11 protein-coding genes and 1 riboswitch are annotated in these 12373 nt (G+C 38.9%); of the genes, 6 read left to right on the top strand and 5 right to left on the bottom strand.

Annotation, left to right across the window (positions count from 1 at the left end; genetic code table 11):
- Positions 1 to 28: 28 nt before the first annotated feature.
- Positions 29 to 115, bottom strand: a riboswitch (cyclic di-GMP riboswitch).
- A gap of 249 nt (positions 116 to 364) precedes the next feature.
- Genes ACE198_RS14870 through ACE198_RS14845 form a run of 6 tightly spaced genes read left to right on the top strand, consistent with a single transcriptional unit; the run spans position 365 to position 2366 of the window.
- On the top strand, positions 365 to 586 hold the full coding sequence (locus ACE198_RS14870; RefSeq protein ID WP_375376073.1) for a spore germination protein: 222 nt from the start codon (positions 365 to 367) through the stop codon (positions 584 to 586).
- Between the two features lie 17 nt (positions 587 to 603).
- Positions 604 to 834: a spore germination protein GerPB gene (locus tag ACE198_RS14865; RefSeq protein WP_098572416.1), complete on the top strand. Its 231-nt coding sequence runs from the start codon at positions 604 to 606 to the stop codon at positions 832 to 834.
- A 58-nt stretch (positions 835 to 892) separates the two neighbouring features.
- On the top strand, positions 893 to 1507 hold the full coding sequence (gene gerPC / locus ACE198_RS14860) for a spore germination protein GerPC (protein ID WP_375376072.1): 615 nt from the start codon (positions 893 to 895) through the stop codon (positions 1505 to 1507).
- The gene (locus ACE198_RS14855) at positions 1504 to 1680 is read left to right on the top strand and encodes a spore gernimation protein GerPD (protein ID WP_098572414.1); all 177 of its coding nucleotides are present in this window, start codon (positions 1504 to 1506) and stop codon (positions 1678 to 1680) included. Before gerPC ends, ACE198_RS14855 begins: the two co-directional genes overlap by 4 nt.
- Positions 1681 to 1685: 5 nt before the next feature.
- Positions 1686 to 2093, top strand: a complete 408-nt coding sequence (locus ACE198_RS14850) for a spore germination protein GerPE (protein WP_375376071.1) — start codon at positions 1686 to 1688, stop codon at positions 2091 to 2093.
- A 54-nt stretch (positions 2094 to 2147) separates the two neighbouring features.
- Positions 2148 to 2366, top strand: coding sequence for a spore germination protein (locus ACE198_RS14845; protein WP_251456517.1), 219 nt, complete (start codon positions 2148 to 2150; stop codon positions 2364 to 2366).
- A gap of 46 nt (positions 2367 to 2412) precedes the next feature.
- Here ACE198_RS14845 and addA read toward each other — a convergent pair whose 3' ends face one another.
- The 5 genes from addA to ACE198_RS14820 all read right to left on the bottom strand — a co-directional run bounded on the left by addA (position 2413) and on the right by ACE198_RS14820 (position 12228).
- Positions 2413 to 6207, bottom strand: a complete 3795-nt coding sequence (addA, locus tag ACE198_RS14840) for a helicase-exonuclease AddAB subunit AddA (RefSeq protein ID WP_375376070.1) — start codon at positions 6205 to 6207, stop codon at positions 2413 to 2415.
- Positions 6200 to 9694, bottom strand: coding sequence for a helicase-exonuclease AddAB subunit AddB (gene addB, locus ACE198_RS14835; RefSeq protein WP_375376069.1), 3495 nt, complete (start codon positions 9692 to 9694; stop codon positions 6200 to 6202). The genes addA and addB overlap by 8 nt, the downstream gene beginning before the upstream one ends.
- A 346-nt stretch (positions 9695 to 10040) precedes the next feature.
- Positions 10041 to 10595 carry a signal peptidase I gene (lepB, locus tag ACE198_RS14830; RefSeq protein ID WP_251456525.1) on the bottom strand — a complete coding sequence of 185 codons (555 nt, stop codon included), beginning with the start codon at positions 10593 to 10595 and terminating at the stop codon, positions 10041 to 10043.
- Entirely contained in the window at positions 10585 to 11250 is a 666-nt protein-coding gene (locus ACE198_RS14825; protein ID WP_375376068.1) for a TVP38/TMEM64 family protein, read from the bottom strand. The genes lepB and ACE198_RS14825 overlap by 11 nt, the downstream gene beginning before the upstream one ends.
- A 42-nt stretch (positions 11251 to 11292) precedes the next feature.
- Complete coding sequence (locus tag ACE198_RS14820; RefSeq protein WP_098572193.1) at positions 11293 to 12228, bottom strand: LCP family protein; 936 nt, start codon at positions 12226 to 12228, stop codon at positions 11293 to 11295.
- Positions 12229 to 12373 lie beyond the last annotated feature (145 nt).

Here is a 12373-nt window from a genome sequence, read left to right as displayed (position 1 = left end):
GAATATCCATTATGAAACACCCTAATCTTTCGGTAACTGGCTGGCTTAGTGCAAATGCACCTTAGCCCCTATAGCTTTGCGTCACTGATTTTCATCAGGTTTGCCTTTATCGAGAAACAGTGTTTATTTCCGACTGATCTCTTACTCATATAATAGTCCCTTTCTAAACAACCGAAAACCCAACTTATTTATTATTTTCTGTACAAGCAAATAGGTAATTATAACTATTTCTAATCGATCGTTCTACAAATGAATATTAAAAATCGTATCGGATTTTTGATTTCAATAATTTTGGGCGTATCAATCACATTACCTTTACCCATACATAGGATGTAGAAGATACTATGAAAAAAGGGTGTTGAAAATGCCAGCAATTGTTGGAGTTGCACAGGTCATTACGCTTGGCAGCAGTTCTGTCTTCCATATTGGCGATGTATATAAAATCATGCCATTTTCTACCGCAAAAACATTTTCTGGCGCTGGTTCCTTTAACACTGGGGATAGCTTACAACTTCAAAATAATGTAAGTTCCACTAATACAAGTGATTCAGATGTTTACGATCAAGGGATTGCACTTAATGCTTAATGAATGGGTGATTTTAAATGAACTTTTATATCCAGCAGTCCATTCAGATTAATTTCATAAAAATTGGCGGGATTACCAATTCCTCAGTCTTACAAATAGGTAGTGCTGGGATTATTAAACCGATGGCTCATTTATATAATACTGGCGGATTTACTGGACCTGCACCACAAACAATCAAATCTTCAGGCTCTTTATTAGGGACACCATCAGTGCCCCTACAAGCCGCAGTAAGAAAACAGGATAAATAGGCCGCCGATCTTATGATAATCAATACGTTTATTGGAGAAATAATTGTGAGGTGATTATATGTATCAGGATTATTCCCAATATCTTCAATGGCTGCAGATGTGTATTCAAGCTCAGGAGCAAAGAATTCAGTCTTTAGAGAGCACTCTCCAAAAAATGCAAGCAGAAATCAAACAATTATATGAAAAACAGGCCATCCATGTAGACAAAATTGAGTATAAATTTGATCAACTAAAGGTAGAGACTCTTGAAGGTACGTTAAACATTGGTCTAAATCCATCCGAATTAGCAGGAATTGAAGACTTTGCCGTACAAAATCAATCCTTATCCACCCCAATATCACCAAAAGATCAAATGCAAAGATCAATGAAAATCGAGGAAGCCATTTATAGATATTTAGAATCGGATTTACCTCCTATAGTGGAAGCTACTCAGAGAGAATTGAACGTTCTGCCAAATGACGAGTATTTAGCATTCATAAAACAAGACATCATTAAACAGCTTCCGAGTAGGATAGAACATCATTTAAACACCCATCCTGCGGACAATCGCACGATTGCAGATGCCCCTTCAGATGATTTAATTATTGAAGCATTAAAGAAGGAAATACAAAACGGGGTAATGGTCTTTTTTAGTAATTTACCTGATAACCTGAAAGGGATGCATACAGAATGAACTTTGTAGTTTATAACCGTGAACTCTTTGTCCAAAACATCAAAATCACCGGGGTGGCAAGTTCCTCGTTAGTAATGGTGGGAGATACAGAAACAATCCAGTTAGCCTCTACTTTTGATACCCCTGCGGAATCATTAATTATAGGTCCTTTTGTTCCGCTATCACCGGAGTGAACAACATGCTGCAGAGAACCTCTTGTGTAGATACAATTAATATTAAAATCGTCTCTTTTTCCTCTACGGTACAGATAGGGGATTCCTGTATTATAAATGGTCTTTCAAGAGCACTCGCGGTCCAAAGGGAGAGCGAAGTGTTTTATGGAAATGAAGGGAACTTATCCTCTTACCAGGTCTATTCCGAACCTATTCCTTTTCTCCCTATTAATGAATCTTACACATATTCCCGTCAAAATCCTAACCCACTAATTAAGGTTGGCCGAATTGATATTACGGGGATATCTTCAGCTTCCCTCTTGCACGTTGGGAGCAGCAACCATGTTTCCATGGAAGCCAGAATTAAACATATTCGACAGTTATATCCCAGTCCTAGAAATGGCGAAAACGAAGGAGAACAAGGACAAAGATAAATGCATAAGTTACTCATAAGGATAAAAGTAACTTTTCTAAAAAGGATGTTTGTTATGCCAGCGATTATCGGTCCCGTCCAAATCGTTAACGTAGGTGGCGGTATTGTTCAATTTGGCGATACTGTATATATCTCTCCAAAAAGTGCCTCTAAGACAAATGCAGGCTCAGGTGCATTTAACACCGGGGGAATCGTCGTAACGAATTCTGGATTAAGTGGCACCAATGTACTTGATACGAACTTAATCGATCAGCCAATTGTGGGTAATAATTAAAAAAATGACATAAACCATAAGATGGTCTATGTCATTTTTTATTGAATTAATCTCTTTCAACCTTCAAAATATGAGCCCCATCAAAGAAAAACAAATACCGCTCATTGACCTTCCTTTTCCAGATTTGTTCAATTGCACGGGTATATAAGTTAATTTGCATCTTATAGCGGTTTTCAAGAATTGTCTTGGCTTGGTCAAACCCGCCTTTATAGCGATCAGTTATCCGATCTGACTTATAATCCACTAAAACCAGCCCATCTTCATCCTCTAAGATACAGTCAATAATCCCCTGAACAAACACAGATTCATCTTCCTCGTTCCAATTAGGATACACATCACGAGCATGCATGGAAAGTGTAAATGGAACTTCTCTGTTGAGTGTTTTAGCATTAAAGTATCTTCGTCCCAATTCGGAATCAAAAAAATGAATAATCAAATTTTTATCGATTACTGCAGCTTGTTCCAGGGTTAATAATTCACTATTGACCATCCATGTTAATTGTTCCTGAAGAGATTCTTGATTCACTGGCTTAGTTAAATCGACGTGCTGCATGACCATATGCATAGCAGTGCCTCGTTCGGCTGGGCTTAATTGCTTTTCCTGCATAAATTTAGGACGTTTTACTATTGATTTTTTAAAGTGGTTCACTAGATCGGTCCCACTTTGTTCATCTGCCATTTCCCTTTGTCGCTTTATTTCTGAAACAGATTGTTTCGAACGATGGCTTGCTGCATTCGAAAAAGAATATTCCCAATCTAAGCGGGCCCGAATTTCTTCAGTAAATGGTGACGCAGTCTCGACAAGTTCCCCTTTTTGTACTCGTTCAAGAAGTTGATTTTCTTCTAGTTCTTCTTCTGTTTCTTTCTGTTTCACCTCTTCAGCACTTAGCAAAGAGATTTTCCATAAAGAAGGGTGACTCGAGATATCTTCAGGTATGAGGGGATTTATCGTTTCTTTATTCCTTAATTCTTTACTGTCCTGATGACGAACAAGGGCCGGACCAATCCAATCAATATAGCTTGAAACAGCTGCCCGTTCGTAATCTTTCAACAGCCATTCAGTATTTGCTGCCACATCATTCCATTGGTCAATTCTTTTGAGTGTATCTTTTAATGTTGCAGTTAAATAAAGTTTTTCTTTTGCCCTTGTCATGGCTACATATAAGATACGCATTTCTTCGGCGAGCATTTCCATTTTCTTTTTTCGCTTAAAAGCAATTTGTGGTAAAGAAGGATACGAAATTCTTTTTTCTGCATTTACATACTTAGAAGCAAATCCATATTCTTTATCAAGCATATATGGTTTACGAATATCTGCCATATTAAAGGTTCGAGCCATTCCCGCCATGAATACGACAGGAAATTCAAGCCCTTTGCTGCTATGAATAGTCATAATTCGAACTACATCCTCTTGCTCTCCAAGTGCCCTTGCTGCCCCAAGGTCATCCCCTCTTTCCATCATACGTTCAATAAACCGCAGGAACCGGAACAGACCACGGAAAGAAGTGTGTTCATATTGCCGTGCTCGATCATATAGCGCACGCAGGTTTGCTTGACGCTGCTTTCCTCCTGGTAAGCCTCCGACAAAATCATAAAACTGGGTATCTCTGTATAACTGCCAAATTAACTCAGACAAAGAACCCTGTCTTGCCATAGAGCGCCATTCTGTTAAAAAGTCATAAAAGCGGCGCAGTTTTTCGTAAAATGCAGCCGTATTTTCAGCTTGTTTACTTTTGCAAAAAGCGGTAACTGCTTCCCAAAATGAACCTCGCTTTTGTTGAATACGAATGATGGATAGTTCCTCCTCATTCAACCCAACGATGGGGGACCGTAATACAGCGGCAAGAGGGATGTCTTGGAATGGATTATCAATAACACGCAGGAGTGATATCATAATGGCCACTTCCGTTGCGTTAAAGTACCCTGTTGAGAGGCTGGCATAAACGGGAATCCCTTGCTGCTTGAATTCTTCAATGATCTGCGGTGCCCATGTCATCGAACGAAGTAGAATAACTGTATCCCGATACATGAGCGGCCGAGTAGATTTCGTTTTTGGATTATATACTGGTGCTCTAGTAGCAACTAATTCCTTGATCTTAGAAGCAATAACCCTTGCTTCGAGTTGGGATTGTTCCAGTCCAACTGCATCAAATTCTTCTAGTTCTGCGTCTGCCCCTGCCTCACCTTCAGCTGGCGCAGTTGATGATTCCTTTTCTTCAACGTTTTGGTTAATAAGCAGAAGTTCAACCGGAAAGGGCTCATCTTCTGGATAGGGTGCGCCAGCACGTAACTCTGCTGCCTCGTCATATTCGATTTCGCCAACCTTGACACCCATAATTTGTTTAAATAAATAATTGGTCGCATCAAGTACTTCACTTCTGCTTCGGAAATTGCGTGCTAAATCAATACGTAATCCTGTTGAATCTCCGTCAACTTTAAAGCGGGTATACTTGCCTAAGAAAAGATTCGGCTCAGCTAATCGAAAACGGTAAATGGACTGTTTAACATCTCCGACCATAAACATATTTCCATTGCGCTCTTCTTTCTTCGTGACAAGTTTCAGGATGGTTTCCTGCACCATATTTGTATCTTGATATTCATCACAATAGACTTCTTTAAAATGCCTTTGGTATGCCAGAGCCGCTTCCGATGGGAGAAATTCACCCTCAGTTGAGATTTCCTTTGTCAAAATGCCAAGGCAGTAATGTTCTAAATCAGCATAATCGACAAGTCCTTTTTCTCTTTTAACCTTTGAAAACCGCTGAGAAAATTCCTTCACAAGATGAACCAATGTTTCTATTAACGGCCGCATCTCTTCCATATCACGTAAAAAGCTTTCAGGTTTTCGAGAGAATAATTCCCCTTTTATATCTTGAATTTTTTTCTTTGCCTTATCGCGAAGTTTTTGGGCCTTCTCCGTTAGTTCTTTATCAAAGTGATCACCTTTCACTTGTTTTGCCCGTGAAAAAGACCAGGTCATTAATGCTTGATAAAGTGTTTCCCAAGAATCCTTTTTGGCAAGCAGGAGAGTATCAATTACCATTAAATCATCTAGAAAATTTTCGGCCCTAGGTGCTGGTCCACCTGGAAGCTTCGTTAATTCTAACCCTCGGTTGATCATTTCTCTAGCCGCTTCTAATTGTAGTTCAATATCAAAAAGCAGGTCCTTGATAAAGGGAAGATCCTCAATATTATGAATCGATGAAACATCATACATATTTATTATTGACCGTAAATATTGATCTGGCTCTGGATTTGAGCTTGCAAAATCGTAAATAGACCGAACAATATCCATTAAGGCAGCATCGCTGCGGTCATTAGTGAATGAATCCACCAGGTTAAAAAAGGCTGCATTATCTTTTTGGCCATATTCATCTTCAAATAACTCGTCCATCACTTCATCCCGGATTAATTGCGCCTCTGTTTCATCAGCAATTCGAAACCCTGGATCTACGTCGATTAGGTAATAATATTTTCGGATGACTTCCATACAAAAGGAGTGAAGAGTTGAAATAGATGCTTTGTTTAATAAACTAAGCTGCTTTCTTAAATGGCGAGAACTTGGGTCCTCATCAATAGCTTTTTCTAGGGCCTCCCCTATTCGATGCCGCATTTCAGCTGCCGATGCATTCGTAAAGGTCACTACTAATAATTCATCCACATCAATCGGATCTTCCTTTGAAAGAATTTTTTGAATGATTCTTTCTACGAGGACTGCCGTCTTTCCCGAACCAGCCGCTGCCGCGACGAGTATGTCTCTATCTTTTGCCATTATTGCCTTCCATTGGTCATCAGTCCATGTTGCATTTTCTGGCTTGGGCGGAATAACAACCTTACTCATATTCTCGAACCTCCTTCCTAATCAATTCTAGTACATCTTCCTTCGAGTGCGGTGTGAGAACCCGGAATTGATTAGTCTCAATAGCCTCGTCAAATTGACAAACTGATTTAAAAGAACAAAATGTACAAGGTGTTTTATCCTTTAATTTATATGGTGCTAGATCAATCTGACCATCGATAATAGCGTTACCTGTTTTTAGATATAATTTACGGACATAAGTTTTCAGGTCATCAAACTCTGATAGACTGGCAACTTTTGATTTTTTCGATAAATTTCCATCTTTTTTGATGCCAGCTGCAATAATTTCTGAATCACCCGATTCGAGTGTTTTGTCCATAAGCCGAATTACGTTTTGATCACTTACCATTAATCCGTTCATTTTAAACTTTTTCATCATTTCCTTTTCGATTTCATCAATCGTCAACATTTTGGTTGTATTAATAAAAGGATTATGAACATGGAAATAGAGAACACCTGCAGGACTGGCTTTCATTTCTACCAATTCATTCGAATGGGTCATGACAATATCAAGGTAGGTTAACATTTGCAGTGCAAGCCCATAATACACTTCGCTAAAATTGACGTCCTTTTCACTTGACTTGTAGTCGATAACTCGTAGAAAGACACTGTCATCTGCAGCTTTTGCCTGATCGACTCGATCAATTCTACCAGCTAACTCCATTCTTTTCCCATTTTTCAGTGAGAATGATAATGGCGGCAGTTTTCCGTTTGGTCCAAATCCTAATTCCAAACCAATAGGTGAAAAACCACTCACTTTAGCATGCTCACTTAAAACAACAGAGGCACGGGTAATAATTTGCTCCAATTTCCTTTTTATATAATGATGTCTCTCTGAACTTAATAATATTTCATTTTGCAGTTTAGGGGCTAAAGTCATGACTGCTTCCTTCGAGAGCTCTTCACATTGTTTCCTTGAAAGCTCTGCCCAAGAAAGGTTTTGTTCATTGACAATATCCGCAATCTGTTTTAAGGCTGCATGAAACAACTCCCCTATATCAGGAGCCTCTAACCGATATACTTGGCGGTCGCGGAGCTTTAAACCGTGCTGAGCGAAATGAGAAAAAGCACAAGAGTTATATAGTTCCATTCTGGAAACACTCGCTTGAATGGCTTCGCCATATAATTCATCTGCTGTCTCTGTTGAAAGTTTTACGACTGGGTTCGAATAAAACAGGCTTGAAAACACTTTTTGGGCCTTGTCCTTCCCTGAACTCTCGAGATAGTAGTTATAAACATCCCACCAAACATCAGAAATAGGATATCCTCGTTTTTTCCATTGCAGTTGGGAATTGAGATAAGACAACGTAGTTGTAAAATTTGAAATAAAACCTAGTTGACTCCGTTCCGAAACTTGTGATGGATCTGAAACGTAGAAAAGCTCATTTGCATTTGGAAACATATCTTTTAATCTCTTAATATACGATGAAGGAATTAACGCTTTTCCTTCATCATTCGCAAGTGGAAAACACACAAAAAGAGCTTCAGATGGTGCGGTAAAAGCTTTATAGGCTAGATAGTTTTCATCGAGCAACCTTGTCCTGCTGCTCGGTGCAATATTGACCCCAGCTGCCAAAAGCATTTCCCTGTCTTCATCTGAAAGAATCCCTTCATCCGAAATTTTCGCCGGCAGTATTCCTTCAGTGACACCCACCACAAAGACAATTTTTATTTCATTCAGCCTTGATTTTTCTAAATCCCCAACCAAAACCTGGTCCAGTGCAGGTGGAATAAGTGAAAAATGTAAGGATTCAAAACCTGACTCTAACACCGCCGCGAATGACTTTAATGAGACTGGCTCATCCCCAAGTATTTCAACATATTCATCGAGCAGATCAATGACAGCATTCCAGACTTGTTCGTGCTCACGCATTTTTACAAGATTACCCTTTTTCTCGGCATCTGCCTTCCACTTTTCAAGCTTTGCGGGGACATCCAATTCCTCTAGTAATAAATAGATGGCTTCGCAGAGTTTTCTTCCTGAATCCGCTTTTTTCAATCTTCTTGATAGACGTAATAACGGCGCTGTTATCATCAGTTTTAATTCATTTAACTCTTGTTCCATTTCTTTTTCTGCATCAGTTTGAGAGTTAACCTCTAATTCCAGCCCTCTAATTCGTCGATAGCTCCAACGATCTTTTTTCGTCCATTTACTTCCGTTTATTCCGTAAGCCAGACAATAATTTTCTAGCTTGTCCATTCTCTCGCGCATTTTTGCGGTATTTTCCTGGATAGGGAATAATAATTCTGTCTTAATCACTCTAAATACCGGTTCATAGCGCCAATAAGAATTAATCACTTCAAGACTTGATCGGATTAATTCAATTAAAGGATGGTTCATCATCGTCCTTTTTTGATCAATAAAATAGGGAATCTGATGATCGTTGAAAACTGGTTCAACAATCTCATGATAGTCCCCCCCATTTCTGATTAACAATGCGATATCCCGGTACCTGAAACCCTTTGTTCTAACAAAATCACGAATCTCTCTGGCAATCCCTTCGATCTCGGCTCTTCTATTTACTGCTTGGCAAATATTAATTTGGGACGTATCCAAATATGGTACAACAGGCCGCGTATCAAATTTTTCTTCCAGATGACGCAATGATGGCTCAGTCCACTTTTTTTGCTCTTTTAAAAAGACTGGCTGCTCCATCTCGATCCCGTTTGCTTTAGCTAAATCATAAATGGAAAAACAAGTTCCACCAGATAAGCGGAATAAGTCTAGTTCATCAGGAGCTGAACCAACGGATAATTGATCGGTGGTTAGTGCGATTGATACGGTTTTACAATGCTTCATTAATTCCAACATTACACCATATTCCTGAGGTGAAAAACTATCAAAACCATCGATATATATTTCTGCATCCTTTAAATAGGTTGAATGGGACACTTTCTCCGCTAAGAGTGTAAAGTAATCCTCTGAATCAATATATTTACCAAAAATTTCATCCTCGAACTTTTTATAAATAATTTCTAAATCTTTGATTTTATCATTTAAGGCATTAGCGGCCGTTGCATCACCATTTGATTGAAATGCGTTATGAATTAACTCCTCTGGCCTTATACAATATCTTTTAAATTCAGTTATCATTTGCTCAAGCTGTTTGATAAATCCAGTTTTATCGGCAGCACGCTGAAAAAGTCCTAGCTGTTCCTTTTGCTCTTCAATAATTTTGCGAATGAGCATACTCATGCCTACACTGCTTAAATGAATTCGGCTAATCCCGCCTGTTTCTTGCAAAATCCGCCACGCTAGTCGTGAAAAACTATATACTTGAGCGCGGATCATTCCGCCGATAGCAGGGTCTGTTGCCAAGCGATATTCAGATAAAAAAGTCATCTGTTCAGGAACAATATAAATGATCGGTGTACCTTCTGGCTTTTCTTGCAGCCGCTCCTTTATTTCTTCTATGAACATAGCAGTCTTGCCGCTTCCTGAACGCCCGATTACCATTCTTAATGACATGTAAAAACCTCGCTTTCCACAACCACTCTTAAACTTTTATATCTCCCATTCTATCACAAAATAAGCACAAACGTTTGGAATACCCATATACAGATTCAAGCCATAAATGGTAAATTCTACGGTTCTATAACAGGAAGTTGATCTCCGCTCCAGGTGCGAGCGGTTCGCGGGCGTGCCGGGGAGCCTCCTCGGTGCTTAAGCGCCTGCGGGGTCTCCCCTGCCCCGTACTCCCGCAGGAGTCTCGCACCTTCCGCTCCAATCAACTTGTGCTAATATCAATAATGCTTAACATGCCAAGACAAAAAAACACGATTGTTCATCGTGTATAGTGCCTTCATCTCTTTATTTAAAAATGGACGTCCATTTCATTTAATGGCCAGTAGCGTAAATCGACTTTCCCTACTACTTGACTAGCGTTTATAAAACCAAATTGTCGGCTGTCCCAACTTCCTAAACGATTATCACCAAGAACAAATAATTTTCCGTCAGGGACTGTATTTTCACCGGTAATTTCTTTTAAGCTGAAATCACCAGTAATCCTTATTCCAGGAGATTTTTGTTTATACACATTTAAAAACGGTTCATCATACTTATGCCCATTAATATACAATAGGTCATTTCGGTATTCAATCTTGTCACCTGGCAGGCCAATAATTCGTTTGACAAAATCCTCTTTTTCATTGGCATGAAAAACAATCACATCGAATCGATTCAATTCCCCCACTTGATAACCCAGCTTATTAACTACCAGCTTGTTCCCATCCTGAAGCGTTGGCATCATTGATTCGCCTTCTACTACATAATTTGAAAAGAAAAATGTACGAATAAAAGCAAAAATAATGATTCCAATCGCAAAAGCCTTAGCCCATTCCATGCCTTCCTTTTTCCATTCAATCTTCATTAACGCTCCTCCGTCTCTCCTGTTTATAGTTTCTATCTATTTCACCATTATGGTCAGTTTCCATGCTCTTATTCATTCTGCCCTCAATTCTTTTACCAACAAACCAAAGAATGAATATAATAAGCAATACTACAACAGTCCGAAGCGGCTTCGTCAGCAATGACTGGATATCATAGCCTACAAAACTAATTGTGAATATCATCACCATCTTCCCGATACACACAGCTAGCATGTATTGAGAAAGACGAATTTTAGAAAGACCTGCAACTATATTCACTACAGCTGAGGGGGTAAATGGAAAACATAGCATTAAAAAGAGGGGGCCGAATCCATGACGATCCAGCCAATCCATTAATTTACGAACCTGAGGGTGCTTGGACAAGAAAGATAATAACTTTTGCTGCCCAAACTTTCTGACAAGTAAAAATACGAGCATAGCCCCCATACAAGCACCGAACCATGAGTATAAAAATCCTAACCAAAGTCCAAAAGCACTGGCATTAGCCATTACAAATATAAACAATGGGAGAAACGGCAAAAATGCCTCAATGACAATAAGCATTATGCCAGGTATGGGGCCAAGGGCTCGGTATTCCCGAATTAAATTCATTATATGTTCAAGCGTAAACCATGCTCTTAATGATTCAATATCCATCCTATTTCTCCTCATTTTTTTACGAATTAGCAGTGTAAATAATTACTTTGTGATAAATTGATGAAGTGCCTCTTTATTTTTTTCAACATTGATATCTAATACGGCTCCTTCTCCAGCTATACGCGCATCTGAATAGCTATTTTCAACAGGAATTCGTAACGTATCAATATTTCCACGATCATTTGAAAAGAAATCCTTCGCCATAAATGTTATGTCTGAAGTTTTCATATTTGTATTCACATAAGGAGTCACTACACCAATCAGTTTAGGGAGCTTTGGAATTGTTTGCAGTCCCATCAATTGATCCCCGATTGCCTTAACCGCCTTTTGTTGACGTTCTACCCTTCCAAAATCCCCGATAGCATCATGACGGTAGCGGACATAACCAAGCATTTCCTCTCCATTTAATTTTTGCAGACCTGGCTCTAAAGTTACATCAATATTTTTTGACATTTTTTTCTCTACATCGATTTCTACCCCATTTGGGAATGCTTCATCAATAAGTTGCACAAAGCCTTGAAAATCGACAATGACATAATATTGAAGGTCAATATCAAAATTGTGCTTAATTGTTTGCCTCATTAATTCTGGTCCACCGCGTGCGAATGCTGAATTAACTTTGTGTTTACCATGCCCTGGAATTTCGAGGTAACTGTCCCTCATAATTGAGGTTAATTTAAAGGTTCCTTTGTCTTCATTATAATGAACAATCATGATAGTATCTGCGCGAGACTTTTCTTTTCCTCTTGCATCACTGCCAAGCAAAAGGATATTCGTTCCCCCATACTGATCTTTTTGCCCTTCGAAGGTATAGACAACATTTGATGCGTTTTTATCAATTTTTTTTAATGATTGGTTAACGCCCTGCTTGTACTGAAAATAAGCATAGCCTGCAACTGCCCCAATTAAAAGTAAGAATATCAGTAACACTGATGGCCATCGTTTCTTTCTCTTCACTTGATGTTTATCAGATCTCATTTGATTATCACCTATTCATCCATGTTTTTTATGCTCCTATTTATAAGACTGTTTTTTCTTTTTAGGGGTTTCTTCATTTAATTCATTTTCCCCCATCAGATATCCTTCTATTAATAAAAACTTTCTCATATAACAACTGCAATTT

The sequence above is a fragment of the Neobacillus sp. KR4-4 genome (assembly GCF_042136325.1).
GTDB lineage: Bacteria > Bacillota > Bacilli > Bacillales > Cytobacillaceae > Neobacillus.
This window is presented reverse-complemented; position numbering and strand designations above follow the sequence as displayed.

Bases quoted from the DNA above. Each gene is read 5' to 3' on its own strand.
- ACE198_RS14855 (WP_098572414.1), top strand. From the start codon at position 1,504: ATGAACTTTGTAGTTTATAACCGTGAACTCTTTGTCCAAAACATCAAA.
- gerPC (WP_375376072.1), top strand. From the start codon at position 893: ATGTATCAGGATTATTCCCAATATCTTCAATGGCTGCAGATGTGTATT.
- ACE198_RS14820 (WP_098572193.1), bottom strand. From the start codon at position 12,228: ATGAGATCTGATAAACATCAAGTGAAGAGAAAGAAACGATGGCCATCA.
- ACE198_RS14850 (WP_375376071.1), top strand. From the start codon at position 1,686: ATGCTGCAGAGAACCTCTTGTGTAGATACAATTAATATTAAAATCGTC.
- ACE198_RS14870 (WP_375376073.1), top strand. From the start codon at position 365: ATGCCAGCAATTGTTGGAGTTGCACAGGTCATTACGCTTGGCAGCAGT.
- lepB (WP_251456525.1), bottom strand. From the start codon at position 10,595: ATGAAGATTGAATGGAAAAAGGAAGGCATGGAATGGGCTAAGGCTTTT.
- ACE198_RS14845 (WP_251456517.1), top strand. From the start codon at position 2,148: ATGCCAGCGATTATCGGTCCCGTCCAAATCGTTAACGTAGGTGGCGGT.
- ACE198_RS14825 (WP_375376068.1), bottom strand. From the start codon at position 11,250: ATGGATATTGAATCATTAAGAGCATGGTTTACGCTTGAACATATAATG.
- addB (WP_375376069.1), bottom strand. From the start codon at position 9,694: ATGTCATTAAGAATGGTAATCGGGCGTTCAGGAAGCGGCAAGACTGCT.
- addA (WP_375376070.1), bottom strand. From the start codon at position 6,207: ATGAGTAAGGTTGTTATTCCGCCCAAGCCAGAAAATGCAACATGGACT.
- ACE198_RS14865 (WP_098572416.1), top strand. From the start codon at position 604: ATGAACTTTTATATCCAGCAGTCCATTCAGATTAATTTCATAAAAATT.